The following is a 24544-nucleotide window of genomic DNA, read 5'->3' on the forward strand; positions in this document are numbered from 1 at the left end:
AAAAAAGGCCACCCGAAGGCAGCCTTTAAAAACTAGAGAGGTTTTTGCTTACACGGCCGCAACAGGACGCATGTAAGAGATCGGTGCAGTGCTGGCGTCTTCGAAAGTCACGACTTCCCAAGCATCTGTCTGCTCAATCAACTTGCGCAGCAGCTGGTTGTTCAATGCATGTCCGGACTTGAAGCCCTTGAACTCACCAATCAGGCTATTGCCCAGCAGGTAGAGGTCACCAATTGCATCGAGGATCTTGTGCTTCACGAATTCGTCTTCATAGCGAAGGCCGTCTTCGTTCAGTACACCATCCGCGTCGACCACAATAGCGTTTTCAACGCTGCCGCCGAGTGCGAGGTTGTGCTTGCGCAGGTACTCGATATCACTCATGAAACCAAAGGTACGGGCGCGGCTGACTTCTTTTACGAACGAAGTACTGGAAAAATCCACGCTTGCACTTTGTGTGCGGTTACGGAAAACCGGGTGATCGAAATCGATCTCGAAGCTCACTTTGAAACCTTCGAAAGGGACGAAAGTGGCGCGCTTGTCGCCGTCTTCCACTGTCACTTCCCGCAGGATCCGGATGAACTTCTTGGCAGCGTCCTGTTCTTCCAGGCCGGCCGATTGAATCAGGAATACGAAAGGTCCAGCGCTACCATCCATGATTGGGACTTCGGACGCGGAGAGCTCGACGTAGGCGTTATCGATGCCCAGGCCAGCCATGGCCGAGAGCAAGTGCTCCACCGTATCCACTTTGACGTCACCGTTGACCAGCGTGGTCGACATCGTGGTTTCGCCAACGTTTTCCGCGCGAGCAGGAATCTGCACCACAGGGTCCAGATCGGCACGAACAAACACGATGCCGGTGTCGATAGGTGCAGGCTTGAGGGTCAGGTATACCTTCTCCCCGGAGTGCAGGCCTACACCTGTGGCACGGATAATATTTTTCAGTGTGCGTTGTTTAATCATGGCTTGGGCCGCTTCAGCGCAAATTGCGAACTGGTATCAACAAAGGCTGGCGATGATAGCAGACCAGACCTTTGCTGAACACCAATCACCTTCATCGCCCTGATACATTCCATCAATCAGCCTGACGACGCAGGAAAGCCGGGATGTCCAGGTAATCCAGATCGTCTTGCGGATTCATCTTCGCGGCAGTCGCAGCACCGGCCTGAGCCTGGTTGCGCATGACGGTCGGACGGTCCAGGTCACGGTAGTTCACAGCAGGCGCTTCCTGACGAGAAGGCGCTTGTTGCTGCGGCTGCGATGCCACGGACGTATGCATGGTGTTGTCGATGATCTTCACAGGCTTCTCGATTTTCGCGCCCAGACCAGTAGCAACCACAGTCACGTGCAGCTCGTCGCGCATGTCTGGATCGATAACGGTACCGACCTTGACCATCGCGTGCTCGGAAGCGAAGGCTTCGATGATGCTACCCACGTCGGAGTACTCACCCAGGGACAGGTCAGGACCGGCGGTGATGTTCACCAGGATGCCGCGTGCACCTTGCAGGTTCACGTCTTCGAGCAACGGGTTGCGAATGGCCGCTTCGGTGGCTTCGCGTGCACGGTTCGGACCGCTGGCGCAGCCAGTGCCCATCATCGCCATGCCCATTTCGCTCATCACGGTACGTACGTCAGCGAAGTCGACGTTGATCATGCCCGGACGCTTGATGATGTCGGAGATACCGCGAACGGCACCGGCCAGTACATCGTCAGCCTTGGCGAAAGCCGACAGCAGGCTTGCGTCTTTACCGAGGATGGTCAGCAGCTTCTCGTTGGGAATGGTGATCAACGAGTCGACGCTTTCAGACAGCAGACGGATACCTTCGTCGGCGATCTGCATACGCTTGCGGCCTTCGAACGGGAAAGGACGAGTCACCACCGCAACGGTGAGGATCCCCATTTCCTTGGCCACTTCGGCAATGATTGGCGCAGCACCGGTACCGGTACCGCCGCCCATGCCAGTGGTGATGAACACCATGTTGGTGCCCTGCAGGACTTCGGCAATGCGCTCACGATCTTCGAGAGCGGCCTGACGACCTACTTCAGGGTTGGCGCCGGCGCCCAGACCTTTGGTCACACCGGTACCGAGTTGCAGGATGGTCCGCGCGCCGATGGATTTCAGCGCCTGGGCATCAGTGTTGGCGCAGATAAATTCAACGCCTTCAATGTTGCTCTTGACCATGTGGTTGACAGCGTTGCCGCCGCCTCCGCCAACACCGATAACTTTAATAACCGGGCTTGCGGGGATGTTGTCTACGAGTTCGAACATTTTCCCTCTCCTTACATTCTCTAGTTTTTTCGCCTACTGCGTTTGTTGCGGTGCTGCGGTAAATCTTTAGAAATTGCCTTGTACCCAGCTCTTGATGCGATCGAGCAAGGCGGCTTTCGGTTCTTCATTGCTGTAGCTGTCGCGGCTGCTGATGCCCGAGAACGAAATCCCGTCAGACTGCTTTTGCAGGCCGTACATCAACAGGCCAACGCCAGTGGAATAAATCGGGTTGCGGACCACGTCATCCAGCCCCTTCACGCCGTGCGGCACGCCCAGGCGAACCGGCATGTGGAAGATTTCCTCGGCCAGTTCGACCGCGCCTTCCATCTTCGACGTACCACCGGTTAGCACGATGCCGGCCGGGATCAGGTCTTCGTAGCCGCTGCGGCGCAGTTCAGCCTGGATCAACGTGAACAGCTCGTCGTAACGCGGCTCGACCACTTCGGCCAAGGCCTGGCGGGACAGCTCGCGCGGTGGACGGTCGCCAACGCTTGGGACCTTGATGGTTTCACCGGCACCGGCCAGTTTGGCCAGGGCGCAGGCGTAACGAATCTTGATTTCTTCGGCGTATTGGGTCGGTGTACGCAGCGCCATGGCGATGTCGTTGGTCACCTGATCGCCCGCAATAGGGATCACGGCGGTGTGACGGATCGCGCCTTCGGTGAAGATCGCGATGTCGGTGGTACCGCCGCCGATGTCCACCAGGCACACGCCCAGCTCTTTCTCGTCGTCGGTCAGGACCGAATACGCGGAAGCAAGCTGCTCGAGAATGATGTCGTCGATTTCCAGACCGCAGCGACGCACGCATTTTTCAATGTTCTGTGCGGCGTTGACGGCGCAGGTCACCACGTGAACCTTGGCTTCCAGACGTACGCCCGACATGCCCAGCGGCTCACGGACGCCTTCCTGGTTATCGATCACGTAATCCTGCGGCAGGGTGTGCAGCACGCGCTGGTCAGCCGGGATCGCCACGGCCTGGGCAGCATCGAGTACACGCTCAAGGTCAGCAGCGCTGACTTCGCGATCACGAATCGCCACGATGCCGTGGGAGTTCAGGCTGCGAATGTGATTGCCGGCCACGCCGACGAACGCCGAGTGGATCCGGCAACCGGCCATCAGCTGCGCTTCTTCGATGGCGCGCTGGATCGATTGCACGGTGGACTCGATGTTCACCACCACGCCTTTCTTCAGGCCACGGGACGGATGAGTGCCGATCCCGACGATTTCCAGCGTGCCGTCGTCCGAAACCTCGCCGACCAGCGCCACCACTTTGGAGGTGCCGATATCGAGACCGACGATCATTTTGCCGCTTTGCACGTTTGCCATGGGTCCTGCCTCTTCTTAATTCTTCGCGACAGCGGGTTTGGCTGTCGTCGGCGCTACAGGTTCCCGCCAGCCAACAGCGAGGCCGTTGGCGTAGCGCAGATCGATGCGCGCAATGTTCGTAATCTGTTCTTTAAGCGTCTTGTCGTAGATGGCAATGAAGCGGCGCATCTTTTCTACCAAAGCGCCGCGTCCCAGCAGCAGTTCGATCCCCGGGCCAGCGCTACCGGCCCCCGTAGTCAGGAACCAGCTGCCTCGGTCACGCAACTCCAGGCGTGCAATCGAGAAGCCCAATGGCCTGAGCATCTGGCTCAGCACCTGGTATTGCTGCATCACTTGCTGCTGGGCCCGTTGTGGGCCGAACAGCTGTGGCAGGTGTTCGTAGTTCGCCAGCTCCTTGGGCGTAAACGCCTGGCCCTGGTTGTTCAGCAACGCCTCGTCGCCCCAACGGGCCACCGGCAATTGTTCTTCGAGGCGGATGACCACCTGATCCGGCCACACCCGACGCACTTCGGCGTGGGCAATCCATGGCATCTGTTCCAGCTCGGTACGCATGCTCGCCAGGTCGATGGTGAAGAAGCTCGACGCCACGTACGGGGCGATCCGCTGCTGCACGGCTTGCTGGCTGATGTAACTCAAATCGCCCTGCACGTTGATCTTGGTGATCGGCCGGTCGGCGTACGGCAGCAAACGCTGCGCGCCTTCGTAAGTGCCAAACCCCAGTGCAACCAACAACACCGGCCAGAACAACGCTTTGAGAAAACCAAAATTGGCTTTCGGCAGGCGCACAGACATCGGCTCTTTGGCCACCATTCGGCTGGCACCCCGCGACACCGGCTTGCGGCCGGGCGGTGCGGGGGGCTGATGTCTCAGCTGTGCGCCTTGCATGGTCTTAACCTCGCGGCTCGTGGTTGCCGGCAACGCTGGCGGCCAAAATCGCCAGAACCAGTTGCTGGAAATCCAGACCAGCAGCACGGGCCGCCATCGGCACCAAGCTGTGATCGGTCATGCCCGGTGCGGTGTTGACTTCCAGGAACCAGAACTGCCCGTCGGCGTCCTGCATCACGTCTGCCCTGCCCCAACCGGCGATACCCAGCGCCTCGCAGGCTTTCGCCGTGAGGTCCATGAGTTCCTTTTCTTTGTTGCTGTCCAGGCCACACGGAATCCGATACTGGGTATCGTTAGCCACGTATTTGGCGTCGTAGTCGTAGAAGCTGTGCGTGGTGCCCAAGGCGATGACTGGCAACACCTGGTCACGCAGGGTGGCGATGGTGAACTCCGGACCTTGAATCCATTGCTCGACCAACACTTGCGAATCGTAGGTACTGGCCGCTTTCCATGCGTCGATCAACTCGGACGCGGAACTCACTTTGGCCATCCCGATACTTGAACCTTCATGGGCCGGTTTGACGATCAAAGGGAAGCCCAGTTCCGTGGCCGCCGAAATACAATCGGCCTCGGAGCCAAGAACGGCGTGGCGTGGCGTCGGAATCCCGAGGCTGTGCCAGACCTGTTTGGTGCGCAGCTTGTCCATCGCCAATGCCGACGCCAGGATGCCGCTACCGGTGTAAGGAATGCCCAGGCATTCGAGCAGGCCTTGCATGCTGCCGTCTTCACCGCCACGACCGTGGAGGATGATGAAGGCGCGATCGATTTTTTCGTTCAGCAGACGCTGCAGCAGGTCATCGCCGACGTCGAGGCCAAACGCGTCCACACCGGCGCTTTGCAGCGCTTCGAGAACCGCGTTACCCGACTTCAGGGAAACCTCACGCTCGGCACTCTTGCCGCCGAAGAGCACGGCGACGCGGCCGAAGTCTTTCGGCGCGATCGTGGAGACGAGGTTGGCGTAGGCAGCAGTCATTTCAATTTCCCCACAGCCGGCGCAGCAATGGCACCGACGAACAACGGACTGTTCAACAGTTTTGGTGCGAGACCACCGATATCACCGGCGCCCTGGCACAGCAGGATGTCGCCGGCACGCAGCAGCGGCTTGACGATCGGCGCCAGGTCGACACCGCGCTCGATGTAGATCGGGTCCAGTTGACCGCGCTGGCGGATGCTGTTGCACAGCTTGCGGCTGTCGGCGCCCGGGATCGGTTCTTCACCGGCCGGGTAGACTTCCATCAGCAACAGGACGTTGGCGTCGGCCAGTACATTGACGAAGTCGTCGTACAGGTCCCGCGTGCGGCTGTAACGGTGCGGCTGGTAAACCATCACCAGACGACGCTCCGGCCAGCCACCGCGTACGGCTTTGATCACCGCGGCCACTTCGGTCGGGTGGTGACCGTAGTCGTCGACCAGCATCACGTTGCCGCCGTCTACCGGCAGTTCGCCGTAGACCTGGAAGCGTCGGCCGACACCCTGGAACCCGGACAGGCCCTGGACGATGGCTTCATCGCTGACGCCTTCGTCGGAGGCAATGCAGATGGTCGCCAAAGCGTTCAATACGTTGTGGTTGCCCGGCATGTTCACCGAGACATCCAGCGGCTCGCGCTCAGGGCGCAGCACGGTGAAGAAGGTCTGCATGCCTTGCTGGCGCACATTGATTGCACGCACGTCGCAGTCATCGCCGAAGCCGTAGGTGACTGTCGGGCGTTTGACCAGCGGCAGGATTTCACGCACCACCGGATCGTCCAGGCACACCACCGCCAAACCGTAGAACGGCAGGTTGTGGAGGAACTCGACGAAGGTTTTCTTCAGTTTGTTGAAGTCACCGTCGTAGGTCGCCATGTGGTCGGCGTCGATGTTGGTGACCACGGCCACCAGCGGCTGCAAGTGCAGGAAGCTCGCATCGCTTTCGTCGGCTTCGGCGATCAGGTAACGGCTGGTGCCGAGCTGGGCATTGGTGCCCGCAGCATTCAGGCGGCCACCGATGACGAACGTCGGGTCCAGGCCACCGGCCGCGAACACCGAAGCGATCAGGCTGGTGGTGGTGGTTTTGCCGTGGGTACCGGCGACGGCGATGCCGTGGCGATAACGCATCAACTCGGCAAGCATTTCGGCACGCGGCACCACCGGAATCCGGCGTTCCAGGGCAGTGACGACTTCCGGGTTGGAGGTGTTCACGGCACTGGAGGTCACCAGCACATCGGCGCTCGCGGCGTTCTCGGCACGGTGGCCGATGTAGATGTGAGCACCGAAAGATTCCAGGCGCTCGGTCACCGGCGATGCTTTGAGGTCGGAGCCTGAGACTTCATAGCCCAGGTTCAACAACACTTCAGCGATGCCGCACATGCCTACGCCGCCGATACCGACGAAGTGGATTTTACGGATGCGGCGCATTTCCGGTTGAGGCATGGCTTTCTGATTCTCAACCATGGGCCACCTCCAGGCAGGTGTCGACGACGTTACGGGTTGCATCGGGTTTCGCCAGTCGGCGGGCCGCGTTGGCCATGTCATTGAGTCGTTGCGGTTGCATCAGGACCTCTGTCAGGCGTGCGGCAAGATCTGCGGCGCCAGTCGTTCTTTGCGGCATCAGGAAGGCAGCACCTTCACGAGCCAAATATTCGGCGTTGCGGGTCTGGTGATCGTCGATCGCGTGGGGCAAAGGCACCAGCATCGAGGGCAGACCGGCGGCGGCCAGTTCACTGATAGTCAATGCGCCTGCACGGCACACCACCAGGTCGGCCCAGCCATAGGCTTGGGCCATGTCTTTGATGAAAGGCTGCACTTGTGCCTCGACGCCAGCCTCGCGATAGCGCTGTGCGGTCACTTCATCGTGGTTTTTGCCGGCCTGATGAAACACTTCCGGGCGCAGGTCGGCGGCGACTTGCGACAGGGCTTCAGGCAGCAACTTGTTCAACGGTTCTGCGCCCAGGCTTCCGCCCAGGATCAGCAAACGCGCCTTGCGACCGGCCAGGGCTGGTCGCGGTGTTTCGAGGAACAGCTCGGTGCGCACCGGATTACCGGTGGTCCGTCGGCTGTCCGACAGGGTAAAGGTGTCGGGGAACGCTTCACAGACTCGGGCGGCCAACGGCATGAGCAACCGATTGGCGGTACCTGCCACGGCGTTCTGCTCGTGAACGATGATCGGCACGCCGGACAATTTGGCGGCAACACCGCCAGGGCCAGTCACATAACCACCAAAACCGACCACACACACCGGCCGCAGCCGACGAATGATCGCCCGCGCCTGCCAGATCGATTTGAGCAACATGAACGGTGCCTTGAGCAGCGACAGCTTGCCCTTGCCCCGCAGACCGCTGGCATTGATGCGATGCAGTTCCAGACCGGCCGCCGGGACCAGGTCGTTTTCGATGCCGCGCGGGGTACCCAGCCAATGCACGGTGTAGCCGCGGGCCTGGAACTCGCGAGCGCAGGCCAACGCCGGGAACACGTGCCCGCCGGTGCCGCCCGCCATGATCAATACGTTAGCGCCCATGGGGTGGCTCCTCGGCGAAGTCACTCTCCTGGAACTCCATCTCTTCACTGCCCAGGTGGGTTCGACTCTCCCACTCGATGCGCAGCAACAACCCGAGACAGGCACAGCAGATCACCAACGAACTACCGCCGTAACTGAGGAACGGCAGGGTCAGGCCCTTGGTCGGCAGCAGGCCGACGTTCACCCCGATGTTGATCAGGAACTGACCAATCCACAGGAACGACAGGCCGTAGGCCACGTACGCCGCGAAGAACTGCTTGGCCTTCTCTGCCCACAAACCGATGTACATGCCACGAATACAGACAAAGACGAACAGCGCGACAGTACACAAGGAACCCACGGCACCCAGTTCTTCGGCCAGGACCGAGAACACGAAGTCCGTGTGGGCTTCCGGCAGGTAGAACTGTTTCTGCACGCTGTTGCCCAGGCCAACGCCCAACCATTCGCCGCGACCGAACGCGATCAGTGCTTGAGACAACTGATAGCCGGCACCGAACTGATCGGCCCACGGATCCGCAAAGTTGGTCAGACGCGCCATTCGATACGGCTGCACTTGAATCAGCAGCACCACGGCCGCGACAGCGAGCACCACCATCAAGGAAAACCGGAACAGCCCGACCCCGCCGAGGAACAGCATCGCCGCCGCTGCCCCCATCATTACGACGGTGGCACCGAAGTCCGGCTCCATCAGCAACAGGCCCGCCATCGGCAGCAGCACGATGAATGGCTTGAAGAAGCCCATCCAGCTTTCGCGCACTTCCTTCTGACGACGTACCAGGTAACCGGCGAGGTAGATCACCACGAACACCTTGGCGATCTCGGAAGGCTGGACGTTGAAGAAGCTAAAACCGATCCAGCGCATCGAACCGTTCACTTCACGGCCGATCCCGGGGACGATCACCATAATCAGCAAACCGAACGCGCCCAGCAGCATCAACCAGCCCAGGCGTTGCCAGGTGGCAATCGGGATCATCATGGTGATGACGCAGGCACCGAGGCCCAGCACGATGTAGATAAGGTGACGAATCATGTAGTACAGCGCGCTGCCCGACTGCGCCGCGGCCACTTCAGTGGATGCCGAGGCAATCATGATCAGGCCAAGGCCCAGCAATGCCAGGCAGCCAGCGAGCATCGGGAAATCAAGGTCGATACCGCGCCCGGTAATGATCGGCGACGGATACGGCTTGATGATATTTCTCAGGCTCATGCCAGATCCTCCACAGCGCGGACGAACTGGTGACCACGGTCTTCATAATTTTTGAACATATCGAAACTGGCGCAGGCCGGCGACAACAGCACGGCGTCGCCCGGTTCGGCGAGGGCGCGGCATTGCTCTACGGCTTCAAGCAGCGAGTTGACGCGAATCAGCGGCACGCCATCGCCGATGGCCTGGCCGATCAGGTCGGAGTCGCGGCCCATCAGCACCACGGCGCGGCAGTTGGCCGCCACCGGGTCACGCAAATCCTTGAACTCGGCACCCTTGCCATCGCCACCGGCGATCAGCACGAGTTTGCCTTCGATGTCCGCGCCCAAGCCTTCGATGGCGGCCAGTGCGGCGCCAACGTTGGTGGCTTTGGAATCGTTGTAATAGCTCACGCCATTGAGGTCGCGGACCCACTGGCAACGATGCTCAAGCCCGGCAAAGGTGCGCAGGCTCGACAGCATCGCGTCGAATGGCAGGCCAACGGCGTGCCCCAGTGCCAGCGCCGCGAGGGCGTTGGACTGGTTGTGAGCGCCACGAACTTTCAATTCGCGCACCGGCATCAGGTTCTGGAATTCGAAGGCCAGGTATTTCTCGCCGTCCTCTTCCCGGATACCAAACGCCTTGAAATCAGGTTTGCTCAAACCGAAGGTCCAGCATGGCTGACCTTCGCCCATCAACGGACGGCTCAGGGCGTCCTGACGGTTGACCACAAACTGCTTGGCCCCGCGGAAGATCCGGTGCTTGGCCAAGTGATAGGCCGGCAGACCGCTGTAGCGGTCCATGTGGTCTTCGCTGACGTTGAGTACAGTCGCCACTTCGGCGTTAAGTTGATCGGTGGTTTCGAGCTGGAAGCTCGACAGCTCCATTACGTACAACTCGACGTCGTCGCTGAGCAGATCCAGCGCCGGCGTACCGAGATTACCGCCAACCGCGACACGCTTGCCCGCCGCAACGGCCATCTCGCCAACCAGGGTGGTGACGGTGCTTTTCGCGTTGGAACCGCTGATGGCGACAATCGGCGCCTTCGCGTTACGCGCGAACAGTTCGATGTCACCGGACAACTTCACGCCACGGGCCGCAGCGGCTTGCAGGGCTGGGGTCGCCAGTGCCAGGCCGGGGCTCACGTAGAGCTCGTCGGCACGGCACAGGAACTCGACGTCCAGCTCGCCACAACGCACTTCCACGTGCGGATAGTCACGACGCAGCGTGTCTAGCTCCGGTGGATTTTCCCGCGTATCGGCCACAGCAAACGACACGCCCCGGTTCGCCAGGAAGCGAACCAGGGACATGCCGCTCTTGCCGAGGCCGACAACGATGCGGAAGTGGTCAGAAGCGATCAGAGACACTCGTTCTACCTCAGCTTCAGGGTGGCAAGGCCGATCAACACGAGAATTACGGTGATGATCCAGAAACGGACGATCACGCGCGGCTCGGGCCAGCCCTTGAGTTCAAAGTGGTGGTGTATGGGTGCCATTCGGAACACACGGCGACCGGTCATCTTGAAGGAGGCCACCTGGATGACCACCGACAGGGTTTCCATCACGAACACGCCGCCCATGATGAACAGGACGATTTCCTGACGGACGATCACCGCGATGGTGCCCAACGCGGCGCCCAGTGCCAGCGCGCCGACGTCGCCCATGAAGACTTGGGCCGGATAGGTGTTGAACCAGAGGAACCCCAGGCCCGCACCGATCAACGCGCCACAGAACACGATCAGTTCACCCGCTCCCGGTACGTAAGGGATCAGCAGGTATTCAGCGAATTTCACGTTACCGGACAGGTAGCAGAAGATCCCCAACCCGCCGCCGACCATCACCGTCGGCATGATCGCCAGACCGTCGAGGCCGTCAGTCAGGTTGACCGCGTTGCTCGAACCGACAATCACGAAGTAGGTCAGGATGACGAAACCTGCGCCCATCGGAATGCTGTAGTCCTTGAGCATCGGCAGGATCAGCGTGGTTTCTACCGGCGTGGTCGCGGTCATATAAAGGAAGAGCGCCGCGCCCAGACCAAACACCGACTGCCAGAGATACTTCCAGCGGCTCGGCAAGCCACGGGAGTTCTTCTCGATGACTTTGCGGTAATCGTCGACCCAACCAATGGCGCCGAACAACAGGGTCACCAGCAACACGGTCCAGACATAGCGGTTGCTCAAGTCAGCCCAGAGCAAGGTGCTGACGCCGATGGACGACAGAATCAGCGCGCCGCCCATGGTCGGGGTGCCCGATTTGGACAGGTGCGATTGCGGGCCATCGTTGCGAACGGATTGACCGATCTGACGGTTCTGCAAGGTGCGGATCATCCACGGGCCGTAGCACAGCGACAACACCAGCGCGGTGAGCACGCCGAGAATCCCGCGCAGGGTCAGGTACTGAAAGACCGCGAAGCCTTTGTAGAACTGTTGCAGATACTCCGCTAGCAGCAGCAGCATTAATGTTTCTCCAGACTGGACCCGCACAAAGCGGCGACGATGTTTTCCATCGCAGCGCTGCGCGAACCCTTGATCAAAATAGTGGTGTTTGTATCTTGCTCGGCGCCCAGAGCTTCGATCAGTTCAGCCTGGCTGCTGAAGTGAAAGGCCTGCGGGCCAAACGCGTTCACGGCATGAACCATCATCGGTCCGACCGCGTAAAGCGCAGAAACCTTGCCACGGGCATACTCGCCCACGTCGCGGTGCCCCTGCTCCGCCCAGTCGCCCAATTCGCCGATATCCCCGAGCACCAGAACGGTGCGTCCGGAAAAGCCGGCGAGTATATCAACGGCAGCGCACATGGAGGTGGGGTTCGCGTTGTAAGTGTCATCTATTACGCGCATTCCGTTCGTCGCCAGTTGCGCAACGGTGCGGCCCTTGACCGGTTGTACTGCACCAAGGCCCGTGGCGATGCCGAACAGCGACACGCCAAGGGCGTGTGCGGCGGCGGCGGCAGCCATGGCATTGGCGACGTTATGGGTGCCGAGCAGGTTCAGTTGAACCCGTTCCACACCTTCAGGACTGTGCAGGTTGAATGCCGGGCAACCGCGAGCATCGCGATCCAGCTCGCTGGCGTAGAAGTCGGCGCTTGGGTTGTTCAGCGCGAACGTCAGCACTTTTCGAGCGCCAGCGCGGGTCTTCCAGATGCCGAATGCCTTGTCGTCGAGGTTGAGAACGGCGACGCCATCGGCATCCAGCCCTTCGATAATCTCGCCTTTGGCTTCAACGATTTTTTCCGGCCCGCCGAATTCGCCAACGTGGGCAGTCCCGGCGTTATTGAGGATGGCCACGTGAGGCTTGGTCATGCCCACGGTGTAAGCGATTTCGCCGAGGCGCGACGCACCGAGTTCGATCACGGCGGCGGTGTGTTCCGGCGCCAGTTCGAGCAGGGTCAGCGGTACGCCGAGGTCATTGTTCAGGTTGCCACGGGTCGCCAGCACAGGGCCGCGAGTGCGCAGAATGCTCGCGAGCATTTCCTTGACCGTGGTCTTGCCGCTGGAACCAGTGATAGCCGCGACCGGGTTGCTATAAGCCGCACGGTTCAGCGCGCCCAGTTGGCCAAGGGCCTGGCGAGCGTCTTTTACAAGTAGCTGCGGCAGCGAACTGTCGGCGACTTCGCGCTCGACCAAGGCTGCTACGGCGCCTTTGGCAGCCACGTCGTTCAGATAGTCATGACCATCGAAGCGCGGACCGGTCAGGGCAATAAACAGCTGACCTGGCTTAATCGCGCGGCTGTCGATGCTGACACCGTCGAAACTGGCATCGCCGGACACCAGGCGAGCATTCAGCACGCGTGTCAGTTCGCTCAGTTTCAAGGCTTTAAGCATGTGACACCTCCCACGCAGTCAGGGCATGATCGGCCTCGACCAGATCGGAAAAGGCATGGCGTTCGCCGTTGATTTCCTGATAGTCCTCGTGACCTTTACCGGCCAGGACAATCACATCATCAGCGGTTGCGCTGGCGATCAACTGGGCAATCGCCTGACCACGACCCGCCACGAACGTCACTTTTTCCACAGCGGTGAAACCGGCGCGGATGTCGTCGAAAATTACGGATGGATCTTCGGTGCGCGGGTTGTCGTCGGTGACCAGCACGCCATCGGCCAGACGCTCTACCACTTCAGCCATCAGCGGACGCTTGCCGCGATCGCGGTCACCGCCGCAACCGAATAGGCACAGCAACCGGCCTCTGGCATGTGGACGCAGGGCCAGCAAGACTTTTTCCAGCGCATCCGGGGTGTGGGCGTAATCGACCACCACCAGCGGCTGAGTCCCGCCGCCCAAGCGCTGCATACGACCCGCAGGGCCTTCGAGTTTTGGAAGGACCTGGAGGATTTCGTCCAGCGCGTAGTCCAGACCGAGCAAGGCACCGACCGCTGCCAGGACGTTGCTCAGGTTGAAACGACCGAGCAAGGTGCTGCGCAAATGGTGCTCGCCTTGCGGCGTGACCAAGGTGGCGCGCACCCCTTCGTCATCAAACTGCGCTTCACGGCAATAAAGGTAGGCGCTGGTGTCTTCCAGGCTATAGGTGATCAAACGTGATTCGCGCTTGTCCGCCGCCAGTTGCCGGCCGAACTCGTCGTCGAGGTTGATCACCCGGCATTTCAAATCGTTCCAGGCAAACAGCTTGGCCTTGGCTTCGCCGTAGGCCTGCATGGTGCCGTGGTAATCAAGGTGATCGCGGGACAGGTTGGTCATCACTGCCACATCGAACGCCAATGCGGTCACGCGGCCCTGATCCAGACCGTGGGAAGAGACTTCCATCGCCACAGCTTTGGCACCGGCCTTTTTCAGGTCGGCAAGGGTCGCTTGCACGGCAATCGGGTTCGGCGTGGTGTGCAGGCCGCTTTCAAGCGCGCCATAGAAACCGGTGCCCAGGGTGCCGACGATGCCGCAGTGTTGACCGAGCAAGTCCAAGGCTTGCGCGACCAATTGTGTCACGCTGGTTTTGCCGTTGGTGCCGGTGACACCGACCAGATTCAGATGGCGGCTCGGGTCGCCATAAAAACGCCCGGCAATGTCCGACAACTGCGCCGCCAGGCCTTTGACCGGAATCAGCGGCGCATCGGTAATTGGCAGCACGGTGGCGCCTTCGACTTCATAAGCCACGGCAGCAGCACCGCGCTGCAACGCATCGGCAATGTGCGCACGACCATCGAATTTGCCGCCAGGGACAGCCAGGAACAAATCACCTGCCCGTACATTGCGGCTGTCCAGGGTCAGTTCGCGGATCAACAGATCACGACCGGCATGGGCGAAAATCTTGTTCAGACTCAGAGACATCAGCCGCGCCCTCCATTGGCTTTCAGCGGAACGACCGGTGCAGCGTTGGCTTGTTGGGTCGGTGGCAGGTTATCCGGGGTGACGTTCATCAGGCGCAGCGTCCCGGACATCACTCGGCTGAACACCGGCGCCGATACCAGACCACCGAAGTAGCCGGCCTTGGACGGCTCATCAATTACCACCACGATGGCGTAACGCGGATCGCTCATCGGGCCGAAGCCGGCGAACAGCGAGCGGTAGGAATTCTCGGCGTAGCCTTTGGTGCCCACGGACGTCTTACGCGCGGTACCCGACTTGCCGGCCACGTGGTACGCCGGCACCTGGGCACGGAATACACCGCGCGGGGCCTCGATCACCTGGGTCAGCATGCCTTGCATGGTTTTGGCGACGTTTTCCGGGATCACCTGGGTGGTCTGCGGTGGCTTGTCGGTCTTGATCAGGGTCAGCGGCGCGATACGACCGTTGTTGGCCAGCGCCGAGAACGCGTGGACCAACTGGATCGCCGTCACCGAAATACCGTAGCCGTAGGACAGAGTGGCGGTTTCAGCCTTGCGCCATTCGCGGTAGTTCGGCAGGTTGCCGACGCGCTCGCCCGGGAAGCCCAGGCCGGTGTCCTGGCCGAGGCCGACTTTTTGCGCCAGACGGAAAATGGTTTCGCCGCCGATATCGAACGCGACCTTACTCATGCCGACGTTACTGGAGTTGATCAGGATGCCGGTCAGGTCGAGCACCGGACCTTCGGTCTTCGATACGTCCTTGATGGTGTATTTACCAATCTGCAAGCTGCCCGGGTACACCTCGACGGTGTCGCTCGGCTTCCAGCGCCCGGTTTCCAGGGCGGCACTCATGGAGATCGCTTTCATGGTCGAACCGGGTTCGAACACGTCGATCATCGCGCGGTTACGCATCATCGCCGGCTGCAGGTTGCGACGGTTGTTCGGGTTGTAGGTCGGCTGGTTGACCATGGCTAGGATCTCGCCGGTCTTCACGTCCATGATCACCAGGCTGCCGGCCTTCGCGCCGTTCTCGATGATCGCGTTACGCAGCTCGCGGTTGGCCAGATATTGCAGACGCAGGTCAATGGACAACGCCAAGGGCTTGCCGGCCTTGGCGTTTTTGGTGACCTGGACATCTTTGATCAGTCTGCCGCGCCGATCCTTGATGACCTGTCGCTTGCCGGCGACCCCGGCCAGCCATTCGTCGTAGGCCAGCTCGACGCCTTCGCGCCCGTGATCGTCAATGTCGGTAAAGCCGACCATGTGCGCGGTGACTTCACCGGCCGGGTAGAAACGGCGGAACTCTTCAATGCCGTAGACGCCTGGCACTTTAAGGTCGAGCACCGACTGGCCTTGCTCAGGCGTCAACCCGCGCACCAGATAGATGAATTCTTTATTGGCCTGGGCTTCGAGACGTTCGGTCAGGGCTTTCGGATCCTGGCCCAGCGCTGCGGCCAGTGCTGGCCACTTCTCTTTGGCCAGCTGCATTTCCTTGGCGTTGGCCCACAGGGTGGTGACCGGCGTACTCACGGCCAAAGGCTCGCCGTTACGGTCGGTGATCAGACCACGGTGAGCGGGAATAGGAATGTGACGGACGCTGCGCGCGTCGCCCTGCCCCTTGAGGAAGTCACGGTCGACCACTTGCAGGTCGATGATGCGCCAGCAAATTGCAGCCACCATGACACCGAGCAACCCCATGACCACGCGGAACCGCCAAGGGAAAAGTGCACCTTCAAGTTTCATCATGGCGCCACCATCCGTACTTCAGCAGCGCCGGGAATGCGCATCTTCAGTTGTTCGGTGGCCAGGACTTCGATGCGGCTGTGGGCGGTCCAGGTGCTCTGCTCGAGAATCAACCGGCCCCACTCGGCCTGCGCCTTGTCGCGCACGCTCAACTCGTTGTACAGCGAGTTCAACAACTGACGGTTCCAGTGGGCGCTGTAAGACACGCCGATGGCCGACACGATCACGCCAATAAACAACAGCAGCATGAAAAAGCTTCCGCCGGGAAGTGGCTTGGCGAAAAGCTTGCTCACCGCAGCTTCTCCGCGACGCGCATGATGGCGCTACGAGAACGTGGGTTGGCTTTGAGTTCGGCCTCGGAGGCGGACTGCGCTTTGCCATGGACTTTGATTTTCGGTTCGAAGGCGACGTGACGGACCGGCAGGTTGCGCGGCAGGTTGTCGGACTCGCCTTTCACCAGTTTGCGCATGAACAGTTTGACGATGCGGTCTTCCAGGGAATGGAAGCTGATGACCACCAGGCGACCGCCGATTTCCAGACATTCCAGCGCGGCTTCGAGGCCGGCTTCCAGATCGCCCAGTTCGTTGTTGACGTGAATACGCAGGCCCTGGAACGCACGGGTGGCCGGGTTCTTGCCCTTTTCCCATGCAGGGTTCGCGACTTTCAGGACTTCGGCCAGGTCAGCAGTGCGCTCGAAAGGCTTGATGTCGCGACGCTCGGCCACGGCACGGGCCATGCGCCCGGAGAAACGTTCTTCGCCGTATTCCTTGAACACCCGGGCGATTTCTTCCACCGGCGCGGTGTTGACGAATTCGGCAGCGCTGATCCCGCGGGACGGGTCCATGCGCATGTCCAGCGGGCCATCGTTGAGGAAACTGAAGCCGCGCTCAGGGTCGTCGAGCTGTGGCGACGAGACGCCCAGGTCGAGCAGAATGCCGCTGACCTTGCCGGCCAGACCGCGCTCGGCGACTTCCGAACCGAGCTCGGCAAAGCTGCGCTGCACAACGACAAAGCGGCCGTCTTCGGCCGCTAGCGTTTGCCCGGTGGCAATCGCTTGAGGATCTTTATCGAATCCAAGCAACCGACCATCGGGACCGAGCTGGCTGAGGATCAACCGGCTGTGTCCGCCGCGTCCGAACGTACCGTCCAGATAGCAGCCATCAGGACGTACGGCGAGAGCCTCCACGGCTTCGTCAAGCAGTACGGTGATGTGGTTAAAGCCGCTATCAATAGTCACAGGATCAAATCACGCAGTTCATCAGGCATGGCGCCCGGTTGTTGAATAGCAGCCAGGTCAGCGGCAGAAACCGCATCCCAGGCATCCTCGTCCCATAATTGGAACTTGTTCAGTTGGCCCACCAGCATTGCGCGCTTATCCAACTTGGCATATTCGCGCAGACGCGGCGGAACCAGAAAACGACCACTGCCATCGAGCTCGAGGTCGACGGCATTACCAATCAGCAAACGTTGCAGGCGACGGTTCTCTTCGCGAAGCGAAGGCAGTGCGCGCAGTTTGGTTTCAATAATTTCCCACTCATCGAGGGGGTAAACGCACAAACATGGATCAACGGCATCGATGGTGACGATTAATTGCCCGGAACTTCTCGAAACCAGCTCGTCACGGTACCGGCTCGGCATAGCGAGACGGCCCTTTGCATCGAGACTGATAGCGTTAGCTCCGCGAAACACGTCAGCGTTTCTCCAATTTTTAGCGTTTTGAGCTCAAAAAACCCACTTCATGCCACTTTCCGCCACTTGCGCACACTATAGGAATGCGCCCACCACACCGTCAAGGCGCGGATTAAAGGAAAACCCTTACAGAACGGAGATTTAGGAGTGTAAAAGGAGGGGGAACGAGAATCTGGCGTATGTTTTCGCTCAATAACTTGAATCAGCACGGATAGCTGCATTCGAAAGTTAAAGTAATTTGTTAAGAGTAAGATTTTTTCGGTATTACGAGAGGGGGTCTGCTGGTGTTTATGTAAGGAGGGAAATTGCCACTACCAGCACCCTGCTCAATGATTCAAGCAGGGGAGAAAAAAAGGTGGAGAGTCGATCTGTAAGCCGGGTTCTGTCTTGAACAGTCATTCGTCTACGATGGCCATCACTGGACATCTTTAGCAACCTACCCGGTCCCAGCGCGGGCCACGCCTTGGGACCCTATTTGGTCTTGCTCCAAGTGGGGTTTACCTAGCCACGAACTGTTGCCAGACGTGCGGTGCGCTCTTACCGCACCTTTTCACCCTTACCGGCGCCGAAGCGCTTAGGCGGTTATTTTCTGTGGCACTTTCCGTAGGCTCACACCTCCCAGGCATTACCTGGCACTTCGCCCTATGGAGCCCGGACTTTCCTCCCCCCCCTAATTTTCATAGAGGGCAGCGACTGTCCAATCGACTCTCCGCCGCAAAGGTTAACGGCAGAGCGGCCGAAGAACAAGCGCTAAAAGCCTTTGGCCACTCCTGCGCGTCGGGTTTTACTCGCTCTTCTGTTTATCCAGCGCGACTTGATACAGAACATTCTTACGCTCGCCGGTAATTTGCGCGGCCAAGGCGGCGGCACGCTTGAGCGGCATTTCTTCGAGCAACAGGTTGAGGATGCGCATGGCTTCGCTGCTGACTGCGTCTTCCGTCTCCGGCGCCGACCAGCCGGCCACCAGCACCACGCACTCCCCGCGCTGCTGATTGCTGTCGGACTCGACAAACTCACGCAACTCGGCGAGCGGCAACCCCTTGAGTGTCTCGAACGTTTTAGTGATTTCCCGCGCCAACAACGCCGGGCGCTCGCCGCCGAATACCAGTTCCATGTCTTGCAGGCATTCAAGGATGCGGTGCGGAGCCTCGTAGAAAATCAGCGTGCGCGGTTCTTCCTTGACCAACTCCAGTCGCGCCCGACGCCCCACAGCCTTGGCCGGCAGGAAGCCTTCGAAAATGAAGCGATCCGACGGCAGCCCCGCCGCCGAGAGTGCGGCGATCAACGCGCAAGCGCCGGGCACTGGCACCACATTGATCCCCGCTGCACGGGCCTGACGCACCAGGTGATAACCCGGATCGGAAATCAGCGGCGTGCCGGCGTCAGAGATCAATGCCACATCGTCGCCGGCCAGCAGGCGTGTGATAAAGCGGCTACCTTCATCACGTTCGTTGTGTTCATGGCAGGCGGCCAACGGCGTAGGAATGCCGAAGTGCTGCATCAAACGCTGGGAGTGACGCGTGTCTTCGGCGGCAATCAACGCCACCTCGCGCAGGATTTTCAGCGCACGGGCACTGATGTCGTCCAGGTTGCCGATGGGCGTCGCCACCACATAAAGCGAGCCAGCAGCGGAATTCAAAGCACCTGGAGCAGTCAAAGCGCACACCTCATGATCGGTAAAAGTCGCCATTGTAGCGCGTAGCAGCTTTCGCGATACGCCCCACCCACCCTTGGTTTTTCGGCCTTTTGTGCAGTACTGCAACATTTACACGAGCTAAATTGACGGTTTCACGCCAGTAACATCGCGCCCCGGCCAGCGCTTGGGTACAATTCCACGCTAATTTGATCGAGTATCAGGAACACTTACATGATCGCTTGCCTGCGGCTGTTCTCTGCCCTCTGCCTCGCTGCCTTGCTGGTGGCTTGCGCCAGCTCGCCCTCCTCCAGCCTTGGCGAACTTCCACGCACCCCGGATGCCAGTATCGAGCAATTGCTCGAAAAGGCTGCCCAAAGCAAAACGCCGGAACAAGCTGCACTGTTTCGCCTGAGCGCGGCAGACCTGGCTTACCGTCAGGGCAATGCCGGCCAGTCCGCGCAAATCCTGCAACAGGTGCCGATGGAACAACTCAAGCCTGGCCAACAGGTCTTCGCCAGCACTCTGGCGGCTGAACTGGCCATGGTGCGCAATCAGCCCAAAGCGGCGCTGACTGCCTTGAGCCATCCGAGCCTGCAACGCTTGGGCGAACTGCCTGTCGAGCAACAAGTACGCACCGGCACCGTTCACGCCCGCGCCCTTGAAGCCGATGGCCAGACCCTGGCCGCTGCACGGGAACGCATCTTTATTGCGCCAATGCTCGAAGGTGAAGCAGCCAGCAAAAACCACGAAGCGATCTGGATCCTGATCGCCTCGCTGCCCACAGATCAATTGCAGCCGACCACCTCCGACGACCTCGGTGGCTGGATGGGCCTGGCTCTGGCGGTGAAAACTGCCGGCACACTGGAGCAGCAGCAAGCGGCGATCGACAACTGGCGCGCACAGAATCCCAAGCACCCAGCCGCCCTTCAATTGCCGCTGCCGCTGACCAAACTCAAAGAGCTGGCGAGCCAGCCCCTGAGCAAAATTGCTCTGCTGCTGCCACAAGAAGGCCAGTTGGCGGCGGTTGGCAAGGCACTGCGCGACGGTTTCATGGCCGCTCACTACCAGGCACAACAAGCCGGGCAGAAGCCGCCAGCCATCGTGTTCTATGACAGCTCGAAACTGACCTCGATGGACGAGTTCTATCGCAAGGCCCAGGCCGACGGCGTGCAACTGGTCGTTGGTCCGCTGGAGAAGCCGCTGGTCAAACAGCTCAGCGCTCACCCTCAGCTACCGATCACCACGTTGGCGCTGAACTATAGCGAAGGCGAGCAAGGTCCGGCGCAGCTGTTCCAGTTTGGCCTTGCGGCTGAAGACGAAGCTCGCGAAGTGTCCCGCCGCGCTCGCGCCGATGGCTTGCATCGTGCTGCCATCATGGTGCCAAAAGGCGAATGGGGCGACCGCGTAATGAAGGCATTCAGCCAGGACTGGCAAGCGAACGGTGGCAGCATTGTCGCCGTCGAACGTGTTGACCAGCCGGTACAACTGGCACAGCAGATTGCTGACATGTTCCAGTTGCGCCAGAGCGAAGGTCGCGCCAAGAGCCTGCAGAGCACCGTTGGCTCGCAAGTCGCCGCCCAGCCTTCCCGTCGTCAGGACATCGAGTTCATCTTCCTGGCGGCCACCCCGCAACAGGCGCAACAGATCAAACCAACCCTGAACTTCCAGTACGCCGGTGACGTCCCGGTTTACGCGACGTCCCACGTGTTCAGTGCCAGCGGCGATGTAAACCAGTACAACGACATGAACGGTGTGCGCTTCTGCGAAACCCCGTGGCTACTGGATGCCAACGATCCACTGCGCAAACAGGTCACTGCACAATGGCCGCAGGCCGGTGGCAGCCTCGGTCGCCTTTACGCAATGGGTGTTGACGCCTATCGCCTGGCACCGCGCCTGGGGCAACTCAAGGCTTTGCCGGACAGCCGCATCGAAGGTCAATCGGGCAGCCTCGGCATGACCCAGAACCAACGCGTGGTTCGCCAGTTGCCGTGGGCACAGTTCGTTAATGGTCAGATTCAACGCCTGCCGGACACCCCGCGCTAATGCCTGACAGGTCACGCCAGCAAAGCGGTAAAGATGCCGAGCGCCATGCGCTCGAGCATCTTCAACAACACGGTCTGCGCCTGCTGGCGCAGAACTGGTTGTGTAAACGCGGCGAGCTTGATCTGGTCATGCTTGATGGCGATACAGTAGTATTCGTTGAAGTCCGCTACAGAAAAAACACTCAATGGGGTGGCGCACTCGATAGCATCGATGGGCGCAAACGGCAGAAACTGATTTTCGCCGCGCAGTATTTTCTTCAGCGCGAGTCGCGTTGGGCCAATTCCCCTTGCCGTTTCGACGTGGTTGCCATCGAAAGCAGCCTTGATCAGTTGAACTGGATGCAGAATGCCTTCGACAGCTGATCGCTTGCACCCCGAACCGGACACCTTCACCCAACACTTTTGCTCTTTGCTTTGCGGGCTGCACATTCATGTGCCGAGTAGCCGCGCTAATTAAGGTCACACAGATGGACATGCAATCCCGAATTCGCCAGCTTTTTCAGGCCAGTATCGACACCAAGCAACAGGCGATGGACGTACTTGCACCGCACATCGAGCAAGCCAGCCAAGTGATGGTCAACGCCCTGCTCAACGAGGGCAAAATGCTTTCCTGCGGCAACGGCGGCTCTGCCGGTGATGCCCAGCACTTCTCGTCGGAGCTGCTCAACCGCTTCGAACGCGAGCGTCCGAGCCTGCCAGCCATCGCGCTGACCACCGACAGCTCGACGATCACCTCGATCGCCAACGACTACAGCTACAACGAAATCTTTTCCAAACAGATCCGCGCCCTCGGCCAGCCGGGTGACGTATTGCTGGCGATTTCCACCAGCGGCAACTCGGCGAACATTATTCAAGCGATCCAGGCCGCACATGATCGCGAAATGATTGTCGTAGCATTGACCGGTCGTGATGGCGGCGGCATGGCGTCGCTGCTATTGCCCGAGGACGTCGAGATTCGCGTACCGGCCAATGTCACCGCACGTATTCAGGAAGTCCACCTGCTGGCGATCCATTGCCTTTGCGACTTGATCGACAGCCAACTGTTCGGGAGTGAAGAATGACCCCTAATCGCCTAGGCCTTCTGGCCTTGACCCTGTGCCTCGTCGGCATCAGCGGCTGCACCTCGGTGGTTAACGCCAGCCGTGAAGCACCGATTGAAGATGACCGCGGCACGCGCACCTTCGGCAGCAAAATCGACGACTCCCTGATTGATACCAAGGTTGGCGTTAACGTCGCCAAGGCCGATCCAGGGCTGGATAACGATTCGCACATCGTCGTCACCAGCTTCAACGGCGTTGTACTGCTGGCCGGGCAAACGCCTAGTGCAGACTTGAAGGCCAAGGCCGAACAGGCTGCTGCCGCCGTCCAGCGTGTGAAGACAGTCCATAACGAGCTGCAGATCCTACCGCCGTCCGGATTCATCGCCCGCCAGAACGACACCTGGCTGACCACCAAGATCAAGACCCAGATGCTGGCCGACGCCAGCATCCCGGGTTCGCGCATCAAGGTCGTGACCGAGAACGGCATCGTTTATCTGCTGGGCCTGCTGACCAAGCAGGAAGCCGCCCAGGCCACCAATCTGGTTCAGAGCGTTGCCGGCGTGCAGAAGATTGTGAAGCTGTTCGAATACATCGACTGATGCCCCTCTTGTAGGAGCATGGCTTGCCGGCGATGGCGCTCTTGAGATCGCCCTCGCCCTGTAGGAACTGCCGAAGGCTGCGATCTTTTGATCTTAAAAAGCCAAAGTCAAAAGATCGCAGCCTTCGGCAGCTCCTACCCGTTTGAAAGTGGTGAATAAAAAAGGCGATCCTTTCGGATCGCCTTTTTTATTACTTCACCACTTTCAAACTCGGTCGACCGCTGGGACGCGGCGGCTCGTTGTCGGGTGGCGGAACATCATCGTCCGGCTCGATCTCTTCGTCGTCTTCCATAGGCGACTCCAGATCAAACACCATGCCTTGGCCGTTCTCCCGGGCGTAAATGCCCAGGATCGAAGCGATAGGCACGAACAGGGTGTGCGGCACGCCACCGAAGCGCCCTTCGAAGCTGACCGCTTCGTTGTCCATGTGCAAATGACGCACGGCTGCCGGCGAAACGTTCAGGACAATTTGTCCATCACTGGCGAAACCTTGAGGCACCTGCACCGACGGATATTCGGAATTGACCAGCATGTGCGGGGTGCAATCGTTATCAACAATCCACTCGTAGAGCGCGCGGACCAGATAAGGTCGACTGGAGTTCATAGCGGCTCCTTAAGCCTTAGCGCATATCGCGTTCGACACCAGACAGACTCGCCTGGAAAGCCTCACGCGCGAAAGAGCGCTCCATGTAATCAAGCAACGGCTTGGCAGGCCGCGGCAGTTCAATACCCAGAATCGGCAATCGCCAGAGTATTGGCAATAGGCAGCAATCCACCAGACTTTGTTCCTCGCTGAGGAAAAACGGCTTGTCGGCGAACAACGGCGACACGCCAGTCAGGCTTTCGCGCAGCTCTTTACGAGCCACGACGCGGGCTGCTTCCTTGGACCGGGAATCCAGAATCAGATCCACCAGGCCACACCAGTCACGCTGAATACGATGAATCAGCAGACGGCTATTTGCACGCGCCACAGGATAAACCGGCAGTAAAGGCGGGTGCGGGTAACGCTCATCCAGATATTCCATCACCACGGTCGACTCCCACAACGCCAGGTCACGATCGACCAGGGTGGGCAAGCTGCCGTAAGGGTTCACTTCGATCAGTTTAGGCGGGTGACGACCAGCTTCCACGTAAATGATCTCGGCGCTGACACCCTTCTCTGCAAGTACGATGCGTACTCGGTGGGAATAGTGGTCGGCGGGGTCGGAGTAACAGGCCAACCGATTGGTCACGCCCATGGCGGTCCTCCTCGCTTGTAGAAATTATCGGAAGCGGAAAAACGCGCGCGCCCAGAGGACGCCTCCCGTAACGCCTGGCTCACCAGACTCGTTACACCTTCAGAGACGCCCCTGGGCGCGCGCGATTAAC

The 24544-nt window shown here is 59.9% G+C and carries 23 protein-coding genes and 1 other RNA gene; 4 read left to right on the plus strand and 20 right to left on the minus strand.

Features of this window, described 5'->3' with window-relative positions; all coding sequences use genetic code 11:
- Nucleotides 1-48: 48 nt before the first annotated feature.
- From lpxC to rsmI, 18 genes are all read right to left on the minus strand, one after another.
- Entirely contained in the window at nucleotides 49-960 is a 912-nt protein-coding gene (gene lpxC / locus JFT87_RS27615; RefSeq protein ID WP_054045542.1) for a UDP-3-O-acyl-N-acetylglucosamine deacetylase, read from the minus strand.
- A 112-nt stretch (nucleotides 961-1072) separates the two neighbouring features.
- Nucleotides 1073-2266, minus strand: a complete 1194-nt coding sequence (ftsZ, locus tag JFT87_RS27620) for a cell division protein FtsZ (RefSeq protein ID WP_201206545.1) — start codon at nucleotides 2264-2266, stop codon at nucleotides 1073-1075.
- 66 nt (nucleotides 2267-2332) lie between these two features.
- The gene (gene ftsA / locus JFT87_RS27625; protein ID WP_046048247.1) at nucleotides 2333-3592 is read right to left on the minus strand and encodes a cell division protein FtsA; all 1260 of its coding nucleotides are present in this window, start codon (nucleotides 3590-3592) and stop codon (nucleotides 2333-2335) included.
- Nucleotides 3593-3607: 15 nt separating this feature from the next.
- Nucleotides 3608-4477 (minus strand): cell division protein FtsQ/DivIB, encoded by an 870-nt coding sequence (locus JFT87_RS27630; protein ID WP_201206547.1) that lies wholly within the window; start codon nucleotides 4475-4477, stop codon nucleotides 3608-3610.
- A gap of 4 nt (nucleotides 4478-4481) precedes the next feature.
- Nucleotides 4482-5450 (minus strand): D-alanine--D-alanine ligase, encoded by a 969-nt coding sequence (locus tag JFT87_RS27635; protein ID WP_201206549.1) that lies wholly within the window; start codon nucleotides 5448-5450, stop codon nucleotides 4482-4484.
- A complete protein-coding gene (gene murC / locus JFT87_RS27640; RefSeq protein WP_201206552.1) occupies nucleotides 5447-6907 on the minus strand; it encodes a UDP-N-acetylmuramate--L-alanine ligase in 1461 nt (486 codons plus the stop codon). Before murC ends, JFT87_RS27635 begins: the two co-directional genes overlap by 4 nt.
- Nucleotides 6900-7970 carry an undecaprenyldiphospho-muramoylpentapeptide beta-N-acetylglucosaminyltransferase gene (gene murG, locus JFT87_RS27645; protein WP_201206554.1) on the minus strand — a complete coding sequence of 357 codons (1071 nt, stop codon included), beginning with the start codon at nucleotides 7968-7970 and terminating at the stop codon, nucleotides 6900-6902. The genes murC and murG overlap by 8 nt, the downstream gene beginning before the upstream one ends.
- Nucleotides 7960-9177: a putative lipid II flippase FtsW gene (ftsW, locus tag JFT87_RS27650; protein WP_416195296.1), complete on the minus strand. Its 1218-nt coding sequence runs from the start codon at nucleotides 9175-9177 to the stop codon at nucleotides 7960-7962. The genes murG and ftsW overlap by 11 nt, the downstream gene beginning before the upstream one ends.
- Nucleotides 9174-10520, minus strand: coding sequence for a UDP-N-acetylmuramoyl-L-alanine--D-glutamate ligase (gene murD / locus JFT87_RS27655; RefSeq protein WP_201206556.1), 1347 nt, complete (start codon nucleotides 10518-10520; stop codon nucleotides 9174-9176). The genes ftsW and murD overlap by 4 nt, the downstream gene beginning before the upstream one ends.
- A 5-nt stretch (nucleotides 10521-10525) precedes the next feature.
- Complete coding sequence (mraY, locus tag JFT87_RS27660) at nucleotides 10526-11608, minus strand: phospho-N-acetylmuramoyl-pentapeptide-transferase (protein WP_201206558.1); 1083 nt, start codon at nucleotides 11606-11608, stop codon at nucleotides 10526-10528.
- Nucleotides 11608-12975 (minus strand): UDP-N-acetylmuramoyl-tripeptide--D-alanyl-D-alanine ligase, encoded by a 1368-nt coding sequence (locus JFT87_RS27665; protein WP_201206560.1) that lies wholly within the window; start codon nucleotides 12973-12975, stop codon nucleotides 11608-11610. The genes mraY and JFT87_RS27665 overlap by 1 nt, the downstream gene beginning before the upstream one ends.
- Nucleotides 12968-14431, minus strand: coding sequence for a UDP-N-acetylmuramoyl-L-alanyl-D-glutamate--2,6-diaminopimelate ligase (locus tag JFT87_RS27670; protein WP_201206562.1), 1464 nt, complete (start codon nucleotides 14429-14431; stop codon nucleotides 12968-12970). Before JFT87_RS27670 ends, JFT87_RS27665 begins: the two co-directional genes overlap by 8 nt.
- Nucleotides 14431-16170, minus strand: a complete 1740-nt coding sequence (locus JFT87_RS27675) for a peptidoglycan D,D-transpeptidase FtsI family protein (RefSeq protein WP_201206791.1) — start codon at nucleotides 16168-16170, stop codon at nucleotides 14431-14433. The genes JFT87_RS27670 and JFT87_RS27675 overlap by 1 nt, the downstream gene beginning before the upstream one ends.
- Entirely contained in the window at nucleotides 16170-16463 is a 294-nt protein-coding gene (ftsL, locus tag JFT87_RS27680; RefSeq protein ID WP_201193606.1) for a cell division protein FtsL, read from the minus strand. Before ftsL ends, JFT87_RS27675 begins: the two co-directional genes overlap by 1 nt.
- A complete protein-coding gene (rsmH, locus tag JFT87_RS27685) occupies nucleotides 16460-17407 on the minus strand; it encodes a 16S rRNA (cytosine(1402)-N(4))-methyltransferase RsmH (RefSeq protein ID WP_446739745.1) in 948 nt (315 codons plus the stop codon). Before rsmH ends, ftsL begins: the two co-directional genes overlap by 4 nt.
- Entirely contained in the window at nucleotides 17404-17859 is a 456-nt protein-coding gene (gene mraZ, locus JFT87_RS27690) for a division/cell wall cluster transcriptional repressor MraZ (RefSeq protein ID WP_008147486.1), read from the minus strand. Before mraZ ends, rsmH begins: the two co-directional genes overlap by 4 nt.
- A gap of 355 nt (nucleotides 17860-18214) precedes the next feature.
- Nucleotides 18215-18568, minus strand: an RNA gene (gene rnpB, locus JFT87_RS27695) — RNase P RNA component class A.
- A 75-nt stretch (nucleotides 18569-18643) separates the two neighbouring features.
- Complete coding sequence (gene rsmI / locus JFT87_RS27700) at nucleotides 18644-19549, minus strand: 16S rRNA (cytidine(1402)-2'-O)-methyltransferase (protein WP_185058240.1); 906 nt, start codon at nucleotides 19547-19549, stop codon at nucleotides 18644-18646.
- Nucleotides 19550-19726: 177 nt separating this feature from the next.
- Here rsmI and JFT87_RS27705 point away from each other — a divergent pair, with 177 nt between their 5' ends.
- The 4 genes from JFT87_RS27705 to JFT87_RS27720 all read left to right on the plus strand — a co-directional run bounded on the left by JFT87_RS27705 (nucleotide 19727) and on the right by JFT87_RS27720 (nucleotide 23176).
- A complete protein-coding gene (locus tag JFT87_RS27705; RefSeq protein WP_201206564.1) occupies nucleotides 19727-21538 on the plus strand; it encodes a penicillin-binding protein activator in 1812 nt (603 codons plus the stop codon).
- A complete protein-coding gene (locus JFT87_RS27710; protein ID WP_201206566.1) occupies nucleotides 21538-21900 on the plus strand; it encodes a YraN family protein in 363 nt (120 codons plus the stop codon). The genes JFT87_RS27705 and JFT87_RS27710 overlap by 1 nt, the downstream gene beginning before the upstream one ends.
- A 104-nt stretch (nucleotides 21901-22004) precedes the next feature.
- Entirely contained in the window at nucleotides 22005-22598 is a 594-nt protein-coding gene (locus JFT87_RS27715; RefSeq protein WP_007904374.1) for a phosphoheptose isomerase, read from the plus strand.
- On the plus strand, nucleotides 22595-23176 hold the full coding sequence (locus JFT87_RS27720; protein ID WP_201206569.1) for a BON domain-containing protein: 582 nt from the start codon (nucleotides 22595-22597) through the stop codon (nucleotides 23174-23176). Before JFT87_RS27715 ends, JFT87_RS27720 begins: the two co-directional genes overlap by 4 nt.
- Before the next feature lie 190 nt (nucleotides 23177-23366).
- Here the strand turns inward: JFT87_RS27720 and JFT87_RS27725 are convergent, their stop codons facing one another.
- Nucleotides 23367-23780, minus strand: a complete 414-nt coding sequence (locus tag JFT87_RS27725; RefSeq protein ID WP_054045578.1) for a ClpXP protease specificity-enhancing factor — start codon at nucleotides 23778-23780, stop codon at nucleotides 23367-23369.
- 16 nt (nucleotides 23781-23796) lie between these two features.
- Entirely contained in the window at nucleotides 23797-24414 is a 618-nt protein-coding gene (locus JFT87_RS27730; protein WP_201193598.1) for a glutathione S-transferase N-terminal domain-containing protein, read from the minus strand.
- Between the last annotated feature and the right edge of the window lie 130 nt (nucleotides 24415-24544).

The sequence above is a fragment of the Pseudomonas sp. TH15 genome (assembly GCF_016651105.1).
Classification (GTDB): Bacteria; Pseudomonadota; Gammaproteobacteria; order Pseudomonadales; family Pseudomonadaceae; genus Aquipseudomonas.

Coding starts and splice junctions, on each gene's coding strand:
- lpxC (WP_054045542.1), bottom strand. CDS start 960: ATGATTAAACAACGCACACTGAAAAATATTATCCGTGCCACAGGTGTA.
- ftsZ (WP_201206545.1), bottom strand. CDS start 2,266: ATGTTCGAACTCGTAGACAACATCCCCGCAAGCCCGGTTATTAAAGTT.
- ftsA (WP_046048247.1), bottom strand. CDS start 3,592: ATGGCAAACGTGCAAAGCGGCAAAATGATCGTCGGTCTCGATATCGGC.
- JFT87_RS27630 (WP_201206547.1), bottom strand. CDS start 4,477: ATGCAAGGCGCACAGCTGAGACATCAGCCCCCCGCACCGCCCGGCCGC.
- JFT87_RS27635 (WP_201206549.1), bottom strand. CDS start 5,450: ATGACTGCTGCCTACGCCAACCTCGTCTCCACGATCGCGCCGAAAGAC.
- murC (WP_201206552.1), bottom strand. CDS start 6,907: ATGGTTGAGAATCAGAAAGCCATGCCTCAACCGGAAATGCGCCGCATC.
- murG (WP_201206554.1), bottom strand. CDS start 7,970: ATGGGCGCTAACGTATTGATCATGGCGGGCGGCACCGGCGGGCACGTG.
- ftsW (WP_416195296.1), bottom strand. CDS start 9,177: ATGAGCCTGAGAAATATCATCAAGCCGTATCCGTCGCCGATCATTACC.
- mraY (WP_201206558.1), bottom strand. CDS start 11,608: ATGCTGCTGCTGCTAGCGGAGTATCTGCAACAGTTCTACAAAGGCTTC.
- JFT87_RS27665 (WP_201206560.1), bottom strand. CDS start 12,975: ATGCTTAAAGCCTTGAAACTGAGCGAACTGACACGCGTGCTGAATGCT.
- JFT87_RS27670 (WP_201206562.1), bottom strand. CDS start 14,431: ATGTCTCTGAGTCTGAACAAGATTTTCGCCCATGCCGGTCGTGATCTG.
- JFT87_RS27675 (WP_201206791.1), bottom strand. CDS start 16,170: ATGAAACTTGAAGGTGCACTTTTCCCTTGGCGGTTCCGCGTGGTCATG.
- rsmI (WP_185058240.1), bottom strand. CDS start 19,549: ATGGCGACTTTTACCGATCATGAGGTGTGCGCTTTGACTGCTCCAGGT.
- JFT87_RS27705 (WP_201206564.1), top strand. CDS start 19,727: ATGATCGCTTGCCTGCGGCTGTTCTCTGCCCTCTGCCTCGCTGCCTTG.
- JFT87_RS27710 (WP_201206566.1), top strand. CDS start 21,538: ATGCCTGACAGGTCACGCCAGCAAAGCGGTAAAGATGCCGAGCGCCAT.
- JFT87_RS27715 (WP_007904374.1), top strand. CDS start 22,005: ATGGACATGCAATCCCGAATTCGCCAGCTTTTTCAGGCCAGTATCGAC.
- JFT87_RS27720 (WP_201206569.1), top strand. CDS start 22,595: ATGACCCCTAATCGCCTAGGCCTTCTGGCCTTGACCCTGTGCCTCGTC.
- JFT87_RS27725 (WP_054045578.1), bottom strand. CDS start 23,780: ATGAACTCCAGTCGACCTTATCTGGTCCGCGCGCTCTACGAGTGGATT.
- JFT87_RS27730 (WP_201193598.1), bottom strand. CDS start 24,414: ATGGGCGTGACCAATCGGTTGGCCTGTTACTCCGACCCCGCCGACCAC.